This is a genomic window from Oerskovia sp. Root918, assembly GCF_001428945.1.
GTDB classification, from domain to species: Bacteria; Actinomycetota; Actinomycetes; order Actinomycetales; family Cellulomonadaceae; genus Oerskovia; species Oerskovia enterophila.
Genome location: NZ_LMJG01000015.1, coordinates 428,799 through 448,625, shown reverse-complemented (window position 1 = coordinate 448,625; position 19,827 = coordinate 428,799). Strand labels below are relative to the sequence as shown.

Below are 19,827 nucleotides of genomic sequence, written 5' to 3'. Positions count from 1 at the left end.
CGGCGCAGGCGCCGAAACTTTCGAAAGGGTTCGATGATGAACACAAGAACGCGGAAGTCGCTCACGGCCGCGGCCGTGGCGTCGGCGCTGGTCCTCCCGCTCGCAGCGTGCGCGAGCGGCGACTCCGGCGGCTCCAGCCGTCCCGAGAACGAGATCCACGTGATGGTCTACGGGGACGCGACCAACAAGGTCGAGCAGCAGATGGTCGACACGTTCAACAAGACCTCGGACGTCAAGGTCGTCCTCGACACCATCCCGGGCGCCGACTACCAGCAGAAGCTCCAGACGATCATCGACACCAACGCGGCGCCGGACGTCTTCTTCAACTGGGGCGGCGGCTCGATCGAACCCTTCGTCGACGCCGACCTGCTGCTCCCCCTCGACGACTTCATCGCCGAGGACCCCCAGCTCAAGGACGCGTTCCTGCCCGCGGTGTTCAACTCGGCCGTGATCGACGGGAAGTCCTACGGCATCCCCATGCGCGGCACGCAGCCCGTCATGCTGTTCCACAACAAGCAGGTCCTCGCGGACGCGGGCATCGAGGCCCCCCAGACGTGGGACGAGCTCCTCGCCGCGGTGGAGACCCTCAAGGCGCAGGGCGTGACCCCGATCGCGCTCGGCGGCGCCGACCAGTGGCCGACCCTCATGTGGTACCAGTACGCGTTCGACCGCGTCGCGGGCCCCGAGCTGTTCGAGAAGGCGCTCGCGGGCGACACCGACGTGTGGGACTCGGCCGAGAGCCACGAGGCGCTCGACAAGCTGTCCGAGCTCATCGACGCCGGCGCGTTCGGCACCAACTTCGACTCGGTCAAGTTCACGGACGGCGGCTCGCCCGCGCTCCTGCGCACGGGCAAGGCGGCGTTCGAGCTCATGGGCTCGTGGAACTACTCGACCCACTACGACGTGGACCCCGGGTGGACCGACGCCAACCTCGGTTACACGGCCTTCCCCGCGATCGACGGCGGCAAGGGCGACGCGGCCAACATCACGGGCAACACCAACAACTTCTACTCGGTGCTCGCCAAGACCCGCTACCCGGACGCCGTGCGTGACTTCCTCAAGCTCATGTACTCGGACGAGTTCGTCGAGGCGCAGCTCGCGATCGGGAACCTGCCGACCACGACCAACACCGAGCAGTTCCTGGACCAGGCCGCGAGCCCCGAGTACGCCGCCTTCCAGTTCGACCTCGTGAAGAACGCGCCGCACTTCCAGATGTCCTGGGACCAGGCGTACCCCCCGGCTGCCGGCACCCCGCTCAAGATCGCGGTCCAGCAGTTCTTCAGCGGCCAGATCGACGCCGACGGCTTCATCGCTGCGATGAAGTCCCTGCCGGCCTCGCGCTGACCGGTCCCGGACGGAGATCGTCATGACCACCCGCGCACCCCAGGGGCGCACGCGCCCGGGCACCGCCGACCTCCAGGTCGGCCGCCCGGGCGTGGTCTGGGCCCTGCCCGCCGCCCTGTTCTTCGGGCTCTTCGCCCTCCTGCCCATGGTCCTCGTGCTCGTGCTGTCGTTCACGCAGTGGAGCGGCCTGGGCAGCCCCGAGTTCGTCGGGACCGAGAACTGGTCCCGCCTCCTCGACGACCCCGTGATGCTCAAGAGCATCGGGCTCTCGCTCGTGCTGACGGCGCTCGGCGTCGTGACCCAGACTCCGGTCGCGATGCTGCTGGGCGTGTGGGCCGCAGGGCACCAGTGGAACCGCGCGGTGCTCTCGGCGATCTTCTTCGTGCCGCTGCTGCTGTCCGCGGCTGCGGTCTCGGTCCTGTGGCGCGCGGTGCTCGACCCGAACTTCGGCGTCCCGGCCCAGATGGAGTGGCTGTTCGGCGACGGCAACCTGTTCGGCAACCAGTCGACCGCGATCGCGGTCCTGGTGTTCGTGAGCCTGTGGCAGTTCACGCCGCTGCACGCCCTGATCTACCAGGGCGCCGCGAAGGCCGTGCCGCCCATGCTCTACGAGGCGGCCGAGATCGACGGCGCGGGACGCGTGCGCTCGTTCTTCGCGATCACGCTCCCGCAGCTGCGGAACACCATGATCACGTCGGTGATCCTCATGGTCGTCGGCGGCCTGACGACGTTCGACACGGTCCTCATCCTGACCAACGGCGGGCCCGGCACGGACACGACCATCACGGCCTTCTACATGTACCAGAAGGCGTTCCGCGGCTTCGACTTCGGTCTGGCCTCGGCGATCGCCGTGGTCCTGGTCGTCGCGGCGACCGCGATCTCGCTGGTCATGGTCCGCCTGTCCGGGTACGACAAGATGCGCAGCGAGCTGGAGGGCGTGTGATGAGCAACGACCTGAGCGTCACCCCCGCGGAGCAGGTCTCCGGCCCGACGACGTCACCCACCTCGGGTGGTGCGCCCCGCCCGGGCGCGACGCAGGACGGCGGCGCGCGGCGGCGTCGGGCAGGCGGCCGGGCTGGAAAGGGCAGCCGCAACCGGCCCAACTGGGGCGCGGGCATCGCGGTCACGATCTGGCTCCTGATCGTCGCGATCCCCCTCTACGTGCTGGTCACCGCGTCGTTCCAGACACAGGCCGGGTACGCCGAGGGCGGCCCGCTGTCCCTGCCGACCACGTTCACGCTCGACAACTTCACCAACGCGTTCGACCAGGGCTTCGGCCGCTACTTCCTCAACACGCTCGTCGTGACGGTCGCGGTGGTCGGGATCGTGGTGCTGCTCGTGCCGCCGCTGTCGTACGCGATCGTGCGCAACCGCTCGCGGGCCACCACGGGCATCTTCCGGATGTTCCTCCTGGGCCTCGCGGTCCCCGCGAGCGCCGTGATCGTCCCGATCTTCTACGTGATCTCGGTCGTGGGCCTGTACGACAACCTGATCGGCGTGATCCTGCCGACCGCGGCGTTCTGCCTGCCGATCTGCACGATCATCCTCAGCGGCTCGATGCGTGACATCACCAACGAGCTCTACGAGGCCATGGCCCTCGACGGGGCGTCGCCCAAGCGCGTGTTCCTGCAGCTCGTGCTGCCGCTGTCCAAGGGCGGCGTCGCGACGATCGTCGTGTACTCGGCCCTGCAGGCGTGGAACGGGTTCCTGTTCCCGCTGATCCTCACGCAGTCCGAGTCGACCAAGGTCATCACGCTCGGCCTCTTCAACTTCCAGACGCAGTACGGCGTCAACATCCCCGGCCTCCTCGCGGCGGTCGTCATGTCGATGATCCCGATCCTGCTCGTGTACCTGTTCGCCCGGCGTGCCCTGGTCCAGGGCCTCATGGGCGTCGGCGGAAAGTAGCTCCATGATGACTCTTCAGACGAACCTGCCGTCCTCTGCCGTGCCCGGCCCCGGTGGGGAGACCCTCCCCGTGTGGTCCGACCCGTCGGTCGACACCGCGACCCGCGTCAAGGCGCTCATGGCGGAGATGACCCTCCGCGAGAAGGTCGCCCAGCTCTTCGGGGTGTGGGTCGGCGCGTCGGCCGAGGGCGGCGAGGTCGCCCCGCACCAGCACGACATGGAGGACGGCGTCGACCTCGACGCGCTCCTGCCCGACGGGCTGGGGCAGCTGACCCGTCCGTTCGGGACCAACCCCGTCGACCCGGCCCTGGGTGCGCTGTCGCTGCTGCGCACGCAGGAGCGCGTGCGGTCGGCGAACCGGTTCGGCATCCCCGCCGTGGCACACGAGGAGTGCCTCGCGGGCTTCTCGGCCTGGGGCGCGACGGCCTACCCCGTGCCGCTGTCGTGGGGCGCGTCGTTCGACCCCGCGCTCGTGCGCCGCATGGCCGCCGCGATCGGTCGGGACATGCGCTCGGTCGGCGTGCACCAGGGCCTGGCCCCCGTGCTCGACGTCGTGCGCGACGCCCGCTGGGGTCGCGTCGAGGAGACGATCGGCGAGGACCCGTACCTCGTGGGCACCGTCGCCACGGCGTACGTGCAGGGCCTGGAGTCCGAGGGCATCGTCGCGACGCTCAAGCACTTCGCGGGGTACTCGGCATCGCGCGGCGGACGCAACCACGCGCCCGTCTCGATGGGCACGCGCGAGCGCGCCGACGTGATCCTGCCGCCGTTCGAGATGGCCGTCCGTGAGGGCGGCGTGCGCTCGGTCATGCACGCCTACACCGACACCGACGGCATCCCGTCGGCCGCCGACCGCGAGCTCCTCACGGGACTGCTGCGCGACACGTGGGGCTTCGACGGGACCGTGGTCGCCGACTACTTCGGGATCGCGTTCCTCAAGATCATGCACGGCGTGGCGGGCGACTGGGCAGAGGCCGCCGCGGCGGCGCTCGCGGCGGGGGTCGACGTCGAGCTGCCGACCGTCAAGACGTTCGGCGAGCCGCTCGTCGCGGCCCTCGAGGCCGGGGACGTCGACGTCGCGCTCGTCGACCGGGCCCTGGAGCGCGTGCTGCGCCAGAAGGTCGAGCTCGGTCTGCTCGACGCCGGCTGGGACCCCGTCCCCGAGGTGCTGCGCGACGTGCCCGCGGGCGTTCTGGCAGCCGTCGCCGGGGCGGGGGCCGACGCGCAGGACATCGATCTGGCCGCGCTGCGCGGGACCGTCGACCTCGACGGCCCCGCCAACCGCGCACTGGCCCGCGAGGTCGCCGAGCAGGCCGTGGTCCTGCTCGCGAACGACGGTGTGCTCCCGCTCGGTCCGGACGTGCGCCGGATCGCGCTCGTGGGTCCCACGGCCGAGGATCCCATGGCCGTGCTCGGCTGCTACTCGTTCCCCGCGCACGTGGGCCTGGCCCACCCCGAGATCCCGCTCGGGATCTCCCTGCCCACGCTCGCCGCGTCGCTGCGCGCCGAGCTGCCGGGCGTCACGCTCGACGTGCTGCCCGCGATCACGCTCGACGGCACGAGCGACCCGTCCTCGACCGGGGCCGTGAGCACGGCCGAGGTCGCGGCCGCCGACGCCGCGGGCATCGCGGCAGCGGTCGAGCTCGCCCGCGAGGCCGACGTCGTCGTGGTCGCCCTGGGCGACCGGGCCGGCCTGTTCGGTCGCGGCACGAGCGGCGAGGGCTGCGACGCCGAGTCGCTGCGCCTGCCCGGTGCCCAGCAGGACCTGCTCGACGCGCTGCTCGCGACGGGCCGCCCCGTGGTCGCGACGATCCTCTCGGGTCGTCCCTACGCGCTCGGCGCGGCCGCGACCCCCGCGCCGGGGGAGCCTGGCGCCGCGGCGATCGTCCAGGCGTTCTTCGCGGGCGAGGAGGGGACCCCCGCGGTCGCGGGCGTCCTGTCGGGGCGCGTGGCGCCGTCGGGCCGGCTGCCCGTGAGCGTGCCCGGGACCGAGGGCGCCCAGCCGACCTCCTACCTGGCCGCGACGCTCGCGCAGGCGACCGACGTGTCGAACATCGACCCGACCGCGGCCTTCGCGTTCGGCCACGGGCTCACGTACACGAGCTTCGACTGGTCGGACCTCGTGGTGAGCGCGGCCGAGGCCGCGACCGACGGGGCCTTCGAGGCGTCGTTCGTCGTGCGGAACACGGGCGGGCGCGACGGCGTCGAGGTCGTGCAGCTCTACGCGCACGACCCGGTGGCCTCGGTCGTGCGGCCCGTGCAGCGGCTCGTCGGGTACGTGCGCGTGCCGCTCGCCGCGGGCACCTCGGCGCGCGTGAGCGCGACCGTGCCCGCCGACGTCCTGTCCTTCACGGGGCGCGACGGGCGTCGGATCGTCGAGCCGGGCGCGATCGAGCTGCGGTTCGGGGCGTCGAGCGCCGACGTGCGGCTCGTGGCTCCCGTGTCGCTCGTGGGCGACGTGCGCGTGGTCGACCACACGCGCGAGCTGCACGCGCCCCTCGTGGTGGGCGAGGCCTGAGGTGACGGACCCGAGGTCGGTCAGGCGATCGGCCGCGCAGCCGATTCCCGTGGTCCGGCCGCCCTCGGGTCCGGCAGCCCGGACCTTCGCGAACCCCGTCCTGCCCGGCACGCACCCCGACCCGAGCATCTGCCGGGTCCCGGGGGCCACCCGGGCGGACGGGACCCTCGCGCCCGACGACTACTACCTCGTCACCTCGACGTTCGAGTACTTCCCGGGCCTGCCGGTCTTCCACAGCCGCGACCTCGTGACCTGGACGCCGGTGGGCCACGCGATCCACCGGACCGACCAGGTGGACCTGTCGAGCGTGCCGTCGTCGGGCGGGCTCTACGCCGCGACCATCCGCCACCACGCCGGGACCTTCTACGTCGTGACGACCCTCGTCCACACGCAGGGCCAGGGTGGGCACCTCCTCGTGACCGCGACCGACCCCGCCGGGCCGTGGTCCGACCCGGTGTGGCTCGAGGGTGACGGGATCGACCCGTCGCTCTACTTCGACACCGCGGGTCCCGACGACGGCGCGGGTCCCGACGACGGCGCTCGCGTGTGGCTCACTGCGACGCGCCTCGCCGACCCGGGGGAGTGGGAGGGGCAGACCGAGGTGTGGCTGCGCGAGCTCGACCTCGCAGCCGGGGCCCTCGTCGGCCCTGAGCACGTCCTGTGGCGCGGCGCGCTGCACGGCGCGGTCTGGGCCGAGGGCCCGCACCTGTACCGGGTGGGCGACCACTACTACCTGCTGGCCTCCGAGGGCGGCACCGAGCACCAGCACGCGGTCTCGGTCGCGCGAGCCGACGCCGTGACGGGCCCGTACACGGGGAACCCCGCGAACCCGGTCCTCACGCACCGCCACCTGGGCCGGGACTTCCCCGTGGTCGGGGTCGGGCACGGGGACCTCGTGGAGACCGCGGCCGGCGAGTGGTGGATGGTCCTGCTCGGCAGCCGCCCCTACGGCGGCTACTTCCCCAACCTGGGGCGCGAGACGTTCCTTGCGCCCGTGGTCTGGGAGGACGGGTGGCCCGTGGTCGCCCCGGGCGTGGGCCACGTCGCGGGGAGCTTCCCCCTGCCCGACGTCGGAGCGCGGCTTCCGGGGGCGGGTGCGGCATCGCGGGGAGGAGCTTCTGCGCAGCGGGCCGGCGGGATCCCGGGCGATGCGTCGGGTGAGACGCCTGGTGACACGTCCGTGGAGGCGAGCGCCGTCGTCGTGCGGGAGACGTTCGACGGCTCGTTGGACGACGCGCTGGGCCTCGCGTGGAACCAGGTGCGGACCGGGGACCGGTTCTGGTCCCTGACCGAGCGGCCCGGGCACCTGCGGCTCGCGCTGCTGCCCGCGACGCTGTCCGACGTCGCGACCCCCGCGTTCCTGGGGCGCCGGCAGGAGCACAGGGACGTGGACCTCACGGTGCGCGTCGACGTCGACCCGGCCGGGCCCGACGAGTGGGCCGGGCTCGCGGTGCGCCAGTCCGAGGAGGCGTGGATCGCGGCAGTCGTGACGCGGGCGGCGCCCGGTCCGGCCGGTGCGCCCGGTGGGCGCGAGGTGCTCGTCGTCGAGCGCTTCGGTGGCGAGGAGGTCGTCGTGGGCCGCGCGGCGCTCGGGTCGCTCGGTCTGGCCGAGGGGCCCGTGGACGTGGCGCTGCACGCTGCAGGGCAGGAGTACGCGTTCGGCGTCGTGATGCCGGGCGGGTTCGTCCCGGTCGCGACCGTGCACGGCGGGCGGCTCAGCTCTCCCGAGGCGGGTGGGTTCCTGGGCGTGTGGCTCGGGCCGTACGCGACGGCCCGCGGGACGGCGACGGAGACCGTCGCGGACGTCGAGAGCGTGGAGTACCGGGGTCGCTAGAGCGCGACCAAGGCCTCGGCGGCCCAGGTCGGAGGCCGACGCTGTCCGCAGGGGCGCCGCTCCCAGGCTGAGGCGTCAGGCCCCGGCCGCGTGGCGTGACGCCGTCGCCAGGCGTTCGACGAGGTCGTCCGGGACGGGTCTGCGCGGCGAGAAGGTGATGCCGGTCTTGGTCGCCTGGAGACCGGCGGCTGCGATCTCGTCGGCATGTGCGGTGATGGCGCCCGGGAGGACGTAGAGCCCGCACTGCTTGCTGAACGCCGCGTAGCTCGCGACGACCGAGCCGTCGACGGCGAACCCCGGCATGTCATAGGCCACGATCTCCTCCGCTTCCGGCAGAGTGCGGGACAGCAGCGCGCGCAACCGTCTCAGCGACGGCTGGAAGACCTCGGGCGCTGCGGCGATGTAGGAGTCGTGGTCGGCTGACGTCGTCATGGGCTGTCTCGCTCTCGGCTGGTGCTGTGGAGGCTCGGTCGTCGGGCCGTGGGGCAAGCCTCCCGCGGGCCCGCTCCGGTGTCACCCGCGCTGTGCTGAGCCGACCTCGGCTCCGCGGACCTCGATCGCGTGCCAGCGGAACCGGTCGACGAAGGCGCTGAAGGACGGGACCTTCACGAGCGCCGAGAACACCGCGAAGCCGACCGCCCCACCGGTGACGTTGAAGAGCAGATCGTTCACGTCCGCGATGTGACCGCCACCCACCAGGTGCGCCGTCACGAGCTGGGTGACCTCGATCGTCAGGGAGAGGACCGCTGCCGCCACCACGACCTTCCTCCACGAGGCCCGGGGCACGAGCAGCGGCACGAGGACGCCGACCGGGACGAAGACCAGGACGTTCATGACCGCGTCAGCGATCTCGTAGTCCGCGAACGGCACGACGGCGAGATGGCTGCCCCAGGGGGCGCTGCTGACGGGCTTGTCCAGGAAGACGGGGAAGACGGTGTTCGCGACGATCCCGGCGACGTAGACGCCGAGCGCGAGGGCGACCGCGGCCCGCGGCACGGAGAACCGTCCGCTGCGGATCAGGGACCACATCGACCCCGCGAGCACCGCGGCGGCCAGAGGGATGACGACCGGGAGGACCGGGACCTGCTGGAACACGGATGACCTGCACCTTCTCCGAGACACGAACGCGGCTGGTGCCGCGGCTCCACGCAACGGTGCCCGCTGTCCGACGAGCTCGGCATCCGTCTGTGGTCGGATCCCTGGGGACGGTGAGTGCGACCGTCGTCCCCTGGGCGGAGCGTGTGCGCGCGGCGCTCGATCAGCCGGGCCGCACGTCGGGCGGGTCGAGCAGGCGGCGAAGGCGGGTCTTCTTCTCGTTCTCGCGCACGATCCACGCCACGTCCGGGTCGTCGGAGCTGCGCAGCGCGGCGAGACGCGGCAGGCCGGCAGCCGGGTCGCCCGCGACGGCGACGCTCCAGCAGTACCCGAGGGCCTGGCGCAGCGCCCGGACGCCGGTGTCGCGGCGGGCGCCGGACGGGAGCGCGCCGATCGAGGCGGTGGCGGCCGCGCAGACGTCCAGGGCGGTGGTCGCGGTGGCGGGGGTTCGCAGGAGGCGCGGCTCGCAGATCCCAGCGACCGCGGCTCGGCGAACCAGGGGGTCTCGGTCGTCGACCCAGGACGCCACGAGCGCGCCGAGGATCGCGGGCTCGGCATCGCCGATGCGCTGCAGCGCCATCGCGACAGCCTCGCGGACGCGCCACGACCCCTCGGCGGCGCGGTCACGCAGCAGGGCCACCAGTTCAGTGCGCGCACCGGCGGGGACGTCGACGACGAGCCGGCCGAGGCCGACCGTCCCGCAGCAGCGGAGGTACTCGTCGGGGCTGTCGGCCAGGGCGAGCACGAGGCCTTCCGTCGCGACGTCGGCGAACGCGCCGATCAGCTCGAGGTTCGCCCGGGGCCCGGGCAGCCCGGAGCGGGCGGAGAGGAACGCGCGCACGGCGGCGGGATCGCCGTCGAGCGCGCGCAAGGCGGCCCGATGCTCGTCACGCACGCTCATGACCAGCACGCTAGGGCTTCCACCCCCGCCCGGGGTAGGGCCGTTCGGCTGAGGCTCAGCTGCCGAAGGGCCTGTCTCGGCCCTGGGTCCGGCGTGCAGGCGGACTCACGGGCGCCCGATTCCTACTCCACGACGACGTCGCGCTCGTCGACGCCACCCCGCGAACCCGTCGGTCGGGTGTCGTGGGTCAGTCTGGTAGGAGCGCGTCCACCTGGTGTGCGATCTCCTGCACGATTGCCTCGACGGGGCGTGCGGCGTTGGCCGTCGCGGCCATGCTGAGCAGCATGATCGCCGAGACGATGTGAGCGAGGGTCGCGGCCTTGGCGGGGTTGATGCGTTGGTCGCGTTGCAGCACGGCTGCGATGGCTTCCTCGGTCTGAACGGTCAGCTCGAGGGCCTTGCGGTGGTGAGGCTCGTCCGGGTCGCCGAAGACGATCTCGCGCAGGTAGGTGCGGCCGTTGGAGATCTGGGCGCGGTTGCACTCCACGACGGGGCGGACGATCGCCATCACGGCTTCGAGAGGGTCTTCGGCGTGATCGGCGGCTGCCCTGCCGCGGGCGAGGGCGTCGGTGTAGGAGGAGTTCTGGACGAGCAGGAGGAGCTCGCCCTTGGTCTTGGCGTACAGGAACAGGGTGCCGGTGCCGATGTCGGCCTTGTCGGCGATCTGCTGGGTGGTGACGTCGTCGACGCCGTGCTCGGAGAAGAGCTCTCGGGCGGCGGCGGTGATGCGGTCGAGCTTGTCCTGCTTGTTCCGTTCGCGTCGACCGACGGGCTGGGGGGCGACTGACATGGGACGACGTCCTTCGGGAATAGAACCTGACTGCGCTCAGTTCCGAGCATAGTCACTACTGTGTGGGCTCGGAAGTATCGGGCCTCATTCTCCCATTCTCGGGGGACACCTTGGTGTCCACCGGCTGGTGGGTGCTGGGCGGCGGTGGCGTTCGCGACCCCTCGATGTGAAGGACGAACAGCCTCATGACCACGTCTTCCCTCTGGCAGCCGTTCACGCTCGGCCGCGTGGAGCTCGCCCACCGGCTCGCACTGGCTCCCATGACCCGCAGCCGGGCCAACCCTGACGGCACCCCTGGGCCGCTGACAGCCCGCTACTACGGGCAGCGCGCCTCGCTCGGGCTCGTCATCACCGAAGGGGTCCAGCCCTCGGCAGATGGGCAGGGGTACCTGAACACCCCGGGCATCTACACCCCGGAACACGTCGCGGGCTGGCGCGAAGTCGCCGACGAGGTGCACGCGAGCGGGGGCGCGCTCTACATCCAGCTGATGCACGTCGGGCGCGTCTCACACCCCGACAACACCCCGCATCACCGTCAGCCGGTCGCGCCGTCGGCGATCTCCGCCGAGCAGGACATGTTCACCGCCACGGGCCCGCAGAAGACTCCGGTGCCCCGGGAGCTGAGCATCGACGACATCCAGACCACGATCGTGGACTTCCGTCACGCGGCAGCCTCTGCGATCGCCGCCGGCGCGGACGGCGTGGAGATCCACGGCGCGAACGGGTACCTGCTGCACCAGTTCCTGTCCCCGAACGCGAACCACCGCACGGACTCCTACGGCGGATCGGTGGAGAACCGGTCCCGGTTCGTGATCGAGGTGGCCCGTGCGGTGGCCGAGGAGATCGGAGCCGACCGCGTGGGCATCCGTCTGTCGCCGTCGATGCCCCTGGGCGGGATCGACGAGGGTGACACCGAGCAGGTGCGCGCCCAGTACCGGCACCTGGTCGGCGAGCTCGCGGGACTGAATCTGGCCTACCTTCACCTGCACCACGTCGGCGACGACGAGCTGCTGCGTTCGTTCCGCGACACCTGGCCGACCGCGGTGCTCGTGGTGCGGTACGGGCGTTCACGCGAGCAGATCTCCGACGACATCGACGCGGGTCTGGCAGATGTCGCGCCATTGGGGCGGTTCGCGCTGGCCAACCCCGACATCGTCGAGCGCCTGCGCACCGACGCTCCGCTGAACGAGGTGGACCCCACCACCTTGTACGGCGGCGGCGAGGCCGGGTACACGGACTACCCGGTCCTGACACGCGCCTGAGCGCGTGCCCGTGAGCCGCCCGCCCTGCTCCGCCCCGGAGGGTGGGCGGCTCACGCCTCCGCACATCGCGTCCACACACGAAGAAAGAAGCAGAACATGTCATCACTGAACGGCGCCGTCGTCCTGGTCACCGGAGCCAACGGCGGGATCGGGACCCACTTCGTCCACCAAGCACTGGCCCGAGGAGCGAGCAAGGTCTACGCCAGCGCGCGCACCCCCCGCGCCTGGGGCGACGAGCGCATCGTCCCGCTTGCCCTCGACGTCACCGACCCCGTGTCCATCGCAACCGCGGTCCAGGCTGCCCCAGACGTGACGGTGCTGATCAACAACGCAGGCGCATCGGTGTCCAGCGCCGGCATCCTCACCCACACCGACGACGAGATCCGCGCCAACGTCGAGACGAACTTCCTCGGCCCGCTCTTCCTCACCCGGGCCTTCGCCCCGATCCTCACGGCCAAGAGCGCGTCGGTGATCGTCGACATCCACTCCGCGCTGAGCTGGTACGCGGTCGCCGGCATCTACAGTGCGACCAAGGCCGCCCTGTGGTCGGCCACCAACTCCCTGCGACTCGAGCTCGCCCCTGCCGGGGTCCAGGTCGTGGGAGTGCACGTCGGCTATGTCGACACCGCGATGGCCGCGCACGCCACCGACCCCAAGACCGACCCGGCCGACCTCGTGCGCATCGTGTTCGACGCCGTCGAAGCAGGCGAGCTCGAGGTCCTGGCCGATCAGACGTCCGTGCAGGCCAAGGCCGGGCTCAGCGCCCCCCTCGAGCTGGTCTATCCCCAGCTGGTGAACGCGAACGCTTGATCCTGCGGGTGGGCTGCACCGCGGTGCCGGTGACCGCGGTGCAGCCCGCACCAGAGAGGCTGCATCAGCGTGCGGGATGCGGAGAGGATGACGAGATGGCTCTGACCGACCTCGCGGAGCGCGCCCGCCTGGCGATCTACACCCACCTTGCCAAGGAGGGGAGTCTGCCTTCGCGAGAGGCGCTCGCCTGGCAGCTCGGCACGACGACCATGGCCTACGCCCACGCACTCGAAGAGCTTGCCCAGACCCGCCACCTTGTCCTCAGGGACGGTGAGGTCGAGATGGCCCATCCTTTCGCGACCCGTTCCTTCGGGTTCTCGGTGATGGGCCCGCACGCGCTGTGGTGGGGCGGTTGCGCCTGGGACTCGTTCGCGATCCCCCACCTCGTGCCCGACGCCCCGGAGGTCTTGGTCGCCACCACCTGCCCCGCCTGCACGACCCCGCACGCCTGGACGGTCACGAACCAGGAGCCACCTGCTGGGGACCACGTCGCCCACTTCCTCACCCCCGCCGACCAGATCTGGCCCGACGCGGCGCACGCCTGCGAGAACCAGCTCATCTTCTGCTCCGAGGAGTGCGTGGACGACTGGCTGACACGCACCGGCAACACCCGCGGGTACGTCATGGACCTGAGCACCTTGTGGCGACTGGCGGCCCACTGGTACGACGGCCGTCTAGATGCCCGCTACACCCGGCGTGAGCTCACCGCAGCCGCCGAGTACTTCCGCAGCGTCGGCCTGCACGGATCCTTCTGGGGCCTCTCGGATCTCGACGGGCAACCGACCCAAGCATGATGCTGCAGGGCCCGCGGACCGGTGGCTCGCAAAGCCCTCTCGCAGCGCTGTCGGTGAGAACACTGGCGAGGACGCGCTCGTTCCCGGGCTACGGCCGGCCTACCGGTCGACCCGTCACGACGAACAGCGCAACGGCGGGCGCTGAGCACTGGTGCGCCGAGCTTCTTCTCCCGGCTGGCTACTCCTCGTGGTGGGGCAGGATCTTGCCGTTCTTCACGTAGGTGGCTTCTCGCCTGGGGCGACGTCGTACCAGCGGGAGGATCCGGGAGGGCCGGCATGCAGCCGGGCTGGTCGGTGCGCATCCACAACAGGATGGACGAGGTGAAGTGCTTCGACACCTCCGGTGTCGTCGTGACGTTGCCGCTCATCTTCATGCCGTCCGTTCACTTCGTGTGCCGTCGGGCGCTAGTCGGTGAGGAATTTCGCGGCGACAGGGGCGAACTTCTCCCAGTACTGGAAGATGCCGCCGTGGCCGGAGTTGGGGTAGATGATCAGCTCCGAGTCCTTGATGCGCTGGTGCAGGTCTGCGGAGAGGATGGAGGGCACCATGCGGTCGTTGTCGCCGTTGGCGATCAGCGTCGGCTGGGTGATCACCGAGAGGTCCGACGGGGCCGAGCGGCCGTACCGCTGGATCGCTTTCAGCTGCGTACCGAACGCCTTGTTGCTGATCGGCGCGTCACGGTCGACGGTGCGCTCCTTGAGGCGTTCCACGAACTCCTTCCCGGCCTTCTTGCCGACCTTGTCCCGGTTGAAGAAGAGGAACTCCTTCGGGTCCGACCGGGTGATGACCGACCGGAAGATGTCCCAGTACGTGACTCCCACGACCTTGTCGATGTTCCTCCCGCCGCGGGGGCCGGTGCCGGTCAGGACGAGCTTGCGGACCAGGTCAGGGTGCTGGACGACCAGGTCCTGGGCGATCATGCCGCCCATGGAGAAGGAGAAGATGTCGATCTTGTCGAGACCGAGCGCCGTGATGAACGTGTAGGCGTCGTCAGCTGCCGCCTCGAGGGTGTGGGGGACGGTGCCGGAGGAGGCGCCGACGCCTCGCTGGTCGAACGTGATGACGTGACGGGTCTTTGCGATGGCGTCCACGATGCGTGAGTCCCAGTTGTCCAGGGTCGCGGCCAGGTGGACGAAGAACACGACCGGGATACCGCCCTTCGGTCCGAGCTCACGGTAGGCGAACGTGACTCCTCCCGCGGTGATGCTCTTTGCCGGGGCCTTCGCGTAGGACGTGATGACGGGCTCTTGGCTGGAGGTCATGATGTCTCCCTCGAGGTTGGTCGTGATCAGGACTCGTCGGAGACGGGTCAGGGGTTGGTGATGACGGCCTTGCCGCGAACCTTGCCGTGGGCAAGGGCGTCGAGGGCCTGAGCTGTCTGGTCGAAGGAGAACGTCTTCCCGACGACGGGGCGCAGCGTCCCCTTCTCGACGAGGGCGGTGATCTGGCGCAGCTGGTCGCCGCTGGCGCGCATGAGCAGGAACTCGTAGGTCACGCCGAGCTTCTTGGCCTGGCGACGGATCGTGGCGCTCAGTGCGGTGATCGCGAGGCGCAAGACCGGGTTCAGGCCTGCCTCGCGGGCAAAGGCCGGGTCCGGGGGGCCCGAGATCCCGATTGCCTTCCCGCCGGGCCGGAGCACGCGCAAGGACTTCTCGAGGTTCTGCCCGCCCAGGCTGTCCAGGACCAGGTCGTATCCATCGAGGAGCTCCTCGAAGTCCTGGCTGCGGTAGTCGATGACGGTGTCCGCGCCGAGCTCACGGACGAAGTCAGCGTTGGCCGCGCTGGCGGTCGTGGCGACGTGCGCACCCAGGTGCTTGGCGAGCTGGATCGCGATCGTGCCGACGCCGCCGGCGCCAGCGTGGATGAGGACCTTCTGGCCCGGTTGCACCTTCCCGCGCTCGACCAGTGCCTGCCACGTGGTCAGGGCCACCAGCGGCAGGGATCCGGCCTGCTCCAGGCTGATCGATGCGGGCTTGAGTGCCAGGTCGGCTTCGTCGACGGCGATGCGTTCGGCGAAGGTGCCGATCCGGCCGTCGCGCGGGCGAGCGTAGACCTCGTCACCCGGCTCGAACCCCTGCACCTTCGCACCGACGCGGACCACGGTCCCGGCGAGGTCGTGGCCGAGGATCAACGGGAGCTTGTACGGCAGGATCTGCTTGAACTCGCCGGTACGGATCTTCTCGTCGAGCTGGTTCAGCCCGGCGGCCTGCACCCGTACGAGCACGTCGTGCTCGCCGACGGCCGGTTCAGAGACGTCTGTCTCCTGCAGGGGGCCCTTGTACTTGTCGAACACGAACGCTCGCATGATCTCTCTGTCTCCTACGGATCTGTCGGTGGGGTGATGGTGGTCAGCGACGCAGGAAGTCGCGCGCGGCGGCGACGAACGCGCTGTGATGCTGAAAGACCGCGCCGTGCCCTGCGTCCAGGTACATCGTGACCGAGGCGGCAGGCAGGAGGCCTGCCAGGGCGGCGGCGTTGGCCGGACGGCCCCGCTGCTCCGACACGCGAGCTCCCTCCCTGACGACTATCCCGACTACACTCAAGTCTGAGCGTAGTCAGAATTCCTGTCAAGAGCATCGCCGACCGCGCCGAGGCAAGCTGACGCAGTCTTGCTGCAGGGTGGGAAGACTGCGATGCGCGAAGCGGACTCCAGCTGGCGTCTTGGCGCGATGACCACCGTCGCCCGAGATCGCCGAGACGCCCGCCACATCGGCAGCTCACCGATCTCAGATCCGCGCCACCGAGCATTTCATTGGCGGCATCGCGCAGGGCTCCGCTGCGGCGAGAGAGCGATGTCCTCCCTGGCGACGAGCCGGGCGGGAGTCTGTACCCAGGCGTGGCGCGGCAGGGGCAGTCTGGGTGCGTCAGACCTGTATCTCGACGCTACCGGGAGACGGATCTTCAGGGACTCGTGACGGTCGCCCGGCCCGGGTGCAGGACCAGCGTGACGAACCCCAGACCGCCTCGGTACCCCTGGAGCCAGCCGTTGCGGTGCTTCTCGACCTCGGAGAGCACCTCACCCGCGTCAGGGTGGTCCGGGTTCTCGACCGCCCAGCGTGCCGGAGCCCCGGTCCACGCCCACTCGTAGTCGTCCCACTCCTCGAGCGTGCTGACGTGCCCGTGCACCGTCGCCCACCCGTGCCGCGTCACGAGGTCGACGGTGCCGGGCAGGTCGAGGTACTCGTCCGCCGAGAGGCCGCCGAGGCCGTCGAGGACGGCCGCTGTCGGAGGCGCAGGCCAGAAGCAGTCGCCGAGCAGGAGCAGACCGTCGGCGGCGAGGTGGCCGCGCGCGGCCTCGAGCGTGGGGCCGAGGCCCCCGAACGCGTACGCCGCGCCCACGCTGAGCACCGCGTCGAACGGCACCTCGCTCACGTACTCCCGGACGTCGCCCTGAACCAGCGTCAGCCGGTCTGCCACGCCCGCGGCAGCAGCCTTGGCCAGCGTCTCCTCGAACCCGACGTCGGACATGTCCACCCCCACCGCGGTGAGGCCGGGTTCCCGGACAAGCGCCCGCAGCAGCCACGTGCCGTCACCGCACCCGAGGTCGAGGACGCTCCGTCGGCCGCCCGTCGTCCGGTCGAGGAGGCCTTCGACGCGGGCATCGCTCAGCGGCGACGCGATCGGGTGCTCGGAGTGTGCCAGGCGAAAGAGGGTGGATCGTTCCATCCCCGGACCCTATGCGAGGAGCGACGGTCGCTCTGCCGGTGCGGATCGGCACTCCGTAGGCGCGATCCTTCTGCGGTGCGTCAGCGGCTCGTGAGTCGGAGCCTCTAGCCGGGCGGCTCGTCGCGCTCTCTTCGTCGTGCGACGCCCTGGGCCTGTCCCTCGTGGATGTCGTTCACCCATTCCCAGCCGGGCTTGGCCGATGGGCCGATCCGCGGGTCATCGGTAGCGGTTCCGTCTCGTAAGGCGTGCAGGTACGCCCGGTCCAGGTCGATCCGTGCACGTACCTGATCGGCTCCGCAGACGGACCCATGGCCAGGAACGAGGACGGCGACGTCGTCCGCCGCGTCTTCGAGCACCCGGAGCCCCACGAGGTACTCCTCGATCGGATCGTTGGTCTCTCCGAAATCGTCGAGCATGGGGACGAAGAGGTCGGAGAGCATGTCGCCGGCGACGAGGACGCCGCGCGCTTCGATCAGCAGGGCGGCATGACCGGGAGCGTGCGCCGGATGCTCGACGATGCGTGCCTCCGGGCCGTCCCACGGGATCCGCGCGGTTCCGGCGGGCAGCCCGGTGATGAGGCCGTACCCGTCCAGCGGTGTCTCTTCGGCGATCTCTGGTGGCAGGCCCTCGGCGGCGCGGTCCCTCCAGTCCGGCTGCGACCGCACGTCGCGCATGACGGCCGCGCAGCGAGCCGTCCCGTAGCGGGGGGCGTCGCCGAGCCCAGGGTGCCAGAGCACGTGATCCCAGTCGGGATGTGTCGAGAAGCCGGCCACGACCGGCAGGCCCAGGTCGCGCAGGTCGTCGGCCAGGCAGGCCATCTCGGTGCGCGTCAGTCCCGGGTCGACGACCAGGACGCCGGTCTGGCCTTGTACGACGACGGTGTTGTTCTGGAGCAGCTCGCTCCGATGGACCATCACGCCCTGCGCAACCTGCTCCAGCATGGGTGCTTCCTCTCGCTCGCTCCCAGGTCTGACCGTGGTGCGAGGCGGAACTCATCGCCGGGCGGCGCAGTGTTCGTAGGCGACAAGCTCACGACGACAGGAGTGTCCCCTCGGGCACACCCGGCCCGGGCCTCACGGCGACGCGAGCGGGGCCTCCCGGAGCAGAGCGAGATCCCGCCGGACGTAGCGCAGGTGCGCCCACTCCTCTTCCAGGATCACGCGCACGCAGTCCCCGACGCTGGGGTGCCAGTCTCCGCCGCCCCACGGGTCGTCGCGTTCCTCTGCGAGCAGCTCCGGGGTGGCCGTGGCCAGGAACGCCGTCACCTGCCCCTGCCGCTCGGCCCGCACCGCGAGGATCTCCTCGTACGTCGGTGTGTCCGTGCGGAAGATCGACAGGTCGAAGCCCATCTCGCCGGCGCCGGTGAAGATCTGCCCGATCTCGTGGAACGGTTGCTCGATCCGCAGGATCCCACCGCGGAGCCAGGCGTCCGTCGCCAGGACGAGGTGACGCAGGGTCTGGGCCAGCGACCACTCGTCTTCCACGTGGGCGTCCACCAGGTCCGGAGGTGTGCCCTCCACCGTCTCCTGCCACGCGGACTGCACGGCGACCCACCCCTCGCGCAGCCCCTCGACCGTCTGCGACTTCTGCAGCTCGCGGCCCGGGAACTGCCGGTTGAGCTCGGCGTCCACGTACGGCACCACGTCGACCCCGTTGACGATCAGGCTGCCGAAGAACAGGTCATGGCTGTCGACGTCGAGCCCGTCCAGGTCGACGCCGCGCATCCTCACGCCGCTGACGTCGGAGAACCGCAGGGTGGCGCCCTTGAAGCTGGCCCTGACGAAGGTCGCGCCCTCGAACTCCTTCGTCCCGGAATAGGTCGTCATCCCTCCACCATGACCGACCTCGGGCGGTCCTGCCCGGCGACGATCAGGTCACCCCACGACCAGCCGCAACCGGTTCTCCCCGACCCGCACCGTGACCTCCTGGCCCCACGACGCGACGAGCCGGTCCGACTCGACGCCGTCGCCGAACACCACGAGCTGGTCCGACTCGACCGTGAGCCGGAGCTCGCCGCCCGCGTCGAGGAGCCCCTCGGTCAGGTCTGCTCCCGTCGCGGGTGACGGCCACGCCTCGCGCACGAACCATGCGAGTGCCGGGTCGGTGGGGCCGGGGAGCCGGCGTCCGCCGCGCTCGCGAGCGATCGACGCGCACCACCCCGTGGCCCCGGCCCCCGTCGCGACGATGACCCCTGACGAGGACTGGCGCTCGTTCCTGACGGATCCGCGGGTCACGCCTCGACCGCCGGACGCGTCGCCCGGACCGTCCGCCGCGATCCGGTAGCGCGCCGACTGGTGCGACGGGTGACCGACGAAGACCTCGTTGAGCGCGGTGAGGACCTGACCGTCGTCGAGCGACGCCCGGACCGTGGTGAGGTCCTCGGTCCGCAGCCCGAGCACGTGGCTCGTGGCGCCGTCGTCGGGCCCGCTGGGCGCGCGCCCGCCCGTCCCGCGCCCGCCCGTCTCGTGAACTGCCATCGCTGCTCGCGTCGCGCGGCCCGCGCGCTGCAGGAGCCCGACGGCCGTCGGGACGTCGAGCCGGACGAGCGCGCCCGCGTTGGTCCCCGGCTCGGGGTCGACGCCCAGCACGGGCTGGTCCGTGAGGTACTTGGCGACGTTCGCGACCAGGCCGTCCTGGCCGACCACGACCACGACGTCCTCGGGGGCCACGAGGAACCGGCCGAGGTCGGCCCGCTCGACGTCGGCACGACGCCACTCCTCGGGGATCGCGGCGGCGACCCGGGCTCGCGCCGCGGTCACGGTGTCGTGCCGCTCCTGGACCGCGGCAAGGGTGCGGCCGCGCGAGCGGAGGAAGAACTCGGCCTGCCCACGGGTCGCGTGCCGGTCGAGGAGCTCGTCGAGCTCGGTGCGTCGGTGCACGACGACGGCCCGCCGCTGGAGGGGCACG

The 19,827-nt window shown here is 71.1% G+C and carries 19 protein-coding genes; 8 read left to right on the top strand and 11 right to left on the bottom strand.

Translation table 11 applies throughout. From position 1 onward, the window contains the following. Positions 1–36: 36 nt before the first annotated feature. Genes ASE27_RS17150 through ASE27_RS17130 form a run of 5 tightly spaced genes read left to right on the top strand, consistent with a single transcriptional unit; the run spans position 37 to position 7,601 of the window. A complete protein-coding gene (locus ASE27_RS17150) occupies positions 37–1,344 on the top strand; it encodes an ABC transporter substrate-binding protein (RefSeq protein ID WP_056653631.1) in 1,308 nt (435 codons plus the stop codon). A gap of 22 nt (positions 1,345–1,366) precedes the next feature. Next, complete coding sequence (locus tag ASE27_RS17145) at positions 1,367–2,287, top strand: carbohydrate ABC transporter permease (RefSeq protein ID WP_056653200.1); 921 nt, start codon at positions 1,367–1,369, stop codon at positions 2,285–2,287. Further along, complete coding sequence (locus ASE27_RS21010) at positions 2,287–3,249, top strand: carbohydrate ABC transporter permease (RefSeq protein WP_082609097.1); 963 nt, start codon at positions 2,287–2,289, stop codon at positions 3,247–3,249. The genes ASE27_RS17145 and ASE27_RS21010 overlap by 1 nt, the downstream gene beginning before the upstream one ends. Positions 3,250–3,256: 7 nt before the next feature. Continuing rightward, on the top strand, positions 3,257–5,767 hold the full coding sequence (locus ASE27_RS17135; protein WP_056653622.1) for a beta-glucosidase: 2,511 nt from the start codon (positions 3,257–3,259) through the stop codon (positions 5,765–5,767). A gap of 49 nt (positions 5,768–5,816) precedes the next feature. After that, positions 5,817–7,601 carry a glycoside hydrolase family 43 protein gene (locus ASE27_RS17130; protein ID WP_056653197.1) on the top strand — a complete coding sequence of 595 codons (1,785 nt, stop codon included), beginning with the start codon at positions 5,817–5,819 and terminating at the stop codon, positions 7,599–7,601. 75 nt (positions 7,602–7,676) lie between these two features. Here the strand turns inward: ASE27_RS17130 and ASE27_RS17125 are convergent, their stop codons facing one another. The 4 genes from ASE27_RS17125 to ASE27_RS17110 form a co-directional block, all read right to left on the bottom strand. Further along, a complete protein-coding gene (locus tag ASE27_RS17125) occupies positions 7,677–8,033 on the bottom strand; it encodes an iron chaperone (RefSeq protein ID WP_056653195.1) in 357 nt (118 codons plus the stop codon). An 81-nt stretch (positions 8,034–8,114) separates the two neighbouring features. Beyond that, positions 8,115–8,696, bottom strand: a complete 582-nt coding sequence (locus ASE27_RS17120) for a VanZ family protein (protein WP_056653192.1) — start codon at positions 8,694–8,696, stop codon at positions 8,115–8,117. 163 nt (positions 8,697–8,859) lie between these two features. Then, positions 8,860–9,597: a HEAT repeat domain-containing protein gene (locus ASE27_RS17115; RefSeq protein WP_056653619.1), complete on the bottom strand. Its 738-nt coding sequence runs from the start codon at positions 9,595–9,597 to the stop codon at positions 8,860–8,862. 187 nt (positions 9,598–9,784) lie between these two features. Continuing rightward, on the bottom strand, positions 9,785–10,387 hold the full coding sequence (locus ASE27_RS17110; protein WP_056653189.1) for a TetR/AcrR family transcriptional regulator: 603 nt from the start codon (positions 10,385–10,387) through the stop codon (positions 9,785–9,787). A gap of 185 nt (positions 10,388–10,572) precedes the next feature. Here ASE27_RS17110 and ASE27_RS17105 point away from each other — a divergent pair, with 185 nt between their 5' ends. From ASE27_RS17105 to merB, 3 genes are all read left to right on the top strand, one after another. Further along, positions 10,573–11,649, top strand: a complete 1,077-nt coding sequence (locus ASE27_RS17105; RefSeq protein ID WP_056653186.1) for an alkene reductase — start codon at positions 10,573–10,575, stop codon at positions 11,647–11,649. 96 nt (positions 11,650–11,745) lie between these two features. Further along, positions 11,746–12,459, top strand: coding sequence for an SDR family oxidoreductase (locus tag ASE27_RS17100; protein WP_056653183.1), 714 nt, complete (start codon positions 11,746–11,748; stop codon positions 12,457–12,459). Between the two features lie 95 nt (positions 12,460–12,554). After that, positions 12,555–13,253, top strand: coding sequence for an organomercurial lyase (merB, locus tag ASE27_RS17095; protein ID WP_056653180.1), 699 nt, complete (start codon positions 12,555–12,557; stop codon positions 13,251–13,253). Between the two features lie 405 nt (positions 13,254–13,658). Here the strand turns inward: merB and ASE27_RS17090 are convergent, their stop codons facing one another. The 7 genes from ASE27_RS17090 to ASE27_RS17065 all read right to left on the bottom strand — a co-directional run bounded on the left by ASE27_RS17090 (position 13,659) and on the right by ASE27_RS17065 (position 19,826). Then, positions 13,659–14,516 carry an alpha/beta fold hydrolase gene (locus ASE27_RS17090; RefSeq protein WP_056653177.1) on the bottom strand — a complete coding sequence of 286 codons (858 nt, stop codon included), beginning with the start codon at positions 14,514–14,516 and terminating at the stop codon, positions 13,659–13,661. Positions 14,517–14,563: 47 nt separating this feature from the next. Continuing rightward, complete coding sequence (locus tag ASE27_RS17085) at positions 14,564–15,559, bottom strand: NADP-dependent oxidoreductase (RefSeq protein WP_056653175.1); 996 nt, start codon at positions 15,557–15,559, stop codon at positions 14,564–14,566. A 43-nt stretch (positions 15,560–15,602) separates the two neighbouring features. Beyond that, positions 15,603–15,758: a hypothetical protein gene (locus ASE27_RS20365; RefSeq protein ID WP_157257685.1), complete on the bottom strand. Its 156-nt coding sequence runs from the start codon at positions 15,756–15,758 to the stop codon at positions 15,603–15,605. A gap of 397 nt (positions 15,759–16,155) precedes the next feature. Then, positions 16,156–16,920 carry a cyclopropane-fatty-acyl-phospholipid synthase family protein gene (locus tag ASE27_RS17080; protein WP_056653173.1) on the bottom strand — a complete coding sequence of 255 codons (765 nt, stop codon included), beginning with the start codon at positions 16,918–16,920 and terminating at the stop codon, positions 16,156–16,158. 104 nt (positions 16,921–17,024) lie between these two features. Then, positions 17,025–17,861, bottom strand: coding sequence for an MBL fold metallo-hydrolase (locus ASE27_RS17075; RefSeq protein ID WP_056653169.1), 837 nt, complete (start codon positions 17,859–17,861; stop codon positions 17,025–17,027). A 132-nt stretch (positions 17,862–17,993) separates the two neighbouring features. Next, positions 17,994–18,746, bottom strand: a complete 753-nt coding sequence (locus ASE27_RS17070; RefSeq protein WP_056653166.1) for a DinB family protein — start codon at positions 18,744–18,746, stop codon at positions 17,994–17,996. A gap of 48 nt (positions 18,747–18,794) precedes the next feature. After that, positions 18,795–19,826 carry a hypothetical protein gene (locus ASE27_RS17065; protein WP_056653163.1) on the bottom strand — a complete coding sequence of 344 codons (1,032 nt, stop codon included), beginning with the start codon at positions 19,824–19,826 and terminating at the stop codon, positions 18,795–18,797. Position 19,827: the final 1 nt, after the last annotated feature.

Coding starts and splice junctions, on each gene's coding strand:
- ASE27_RS17090 (WP_056653177.1), bottom strand. CDS start 14,516: ATGACCTCCAGCCAAGAGCCCGTCATCACGTCCTACGCGAAGGCCCCG.
- ASE27_RS17105 (WP_056653186.1), top strand. CDS start 10,573: ATGACCACGTCTTCCCTCTGGCAGCCGTTCACGCTCGGCCGCGTGGAG.
- ASE27_RS17085 (WP_056653175.1), bottom strand. CDS start 15,559: ATGCGAGCGTTCGTGTTCGACAAGTACAAGGGCCCCCTGCAGGAGACA.
- merB (WP_056653180.1), top strand. CDS start 12,555: ATGGCTCTGACCGACCTCGCGGAGCGCGCCCGCCTGGCGATCTACACC.
- ASE27_RS17110 (WP_056653189.1), bottom strand. CDS start 10,387: ATGTCAGTCGCCCCCCAGCCCGTCGGTCGACGCGAACGGAACAAGCAG.
- ASE27_RS17075 (WP_056653169.1), bottom strand. CDS start 17,861: ATGCTGGAGCAGGTTGCGCAGGGCGTGATGGTCCATCGGAGCGAGCTG.
- ASE27_RS17115 (WP_056653619.1), bottom strand. CDS start 9,597: ATGAGCGTGCGTGACGAGCATCGGGCCGCCTTGCGCGCGCTCGACGGC.
- ASE27_RS17150 (WP_056653631.1), top strand. CDS start 37: ATGAACACAAGAACGCGGAAGTCGCTCACGGCCGCGGCCGTGGCGTCG.
- ASE27_RS17125 (WP_056653195.1), bottom strand. CDS start 8,033: ATGACGACGTCAGCCGACCACGACTCCTACATCGCCGCAGCGCCCGAG.
- ASE27_RS17080 (WP_056653173.1), bottom strand. CDS start 16,920: ATGGAACGATCCACCCTCTTTCGCCTGGCACACTCCGAGCACCCGATC.
- ASE27_RS17070 (WP_056653166.1), bottom strand. CDS start 18,746: ATGACGACCTATTCCGGGACGAAGGAGTTCGAGGGCGCGACCTTCGTC.
- ASE27_RS17145 (WP_056653200.1), top strand. CDS start 1,367: ATGACCACCCGCGCACCCCAGGGGCGCACGCGCCCGGGCACCGCCGAC.
- ASE27_RS17135 (WP_056653622.1), top strand. CDS start 3,257: ATGACTCTTCAGACGAACCTGCCGTCCTCTGCCGTGCCCGGCCCCGGT.
- ASE27_RS17100 (WP_056653183.1), top strand. CDS start 11,746: ATGTCATCACTGAACGGCGCCGTCGTCCTGGTCACCGGAGCCAACGGC.
- ASE27_RS21010 (WP_082609097.1), top strand. CDS start 2,287: ATGAGCAACGACCTGAGCGTCACCCCCGCGGAGCAGGTCTCCGGCCCG.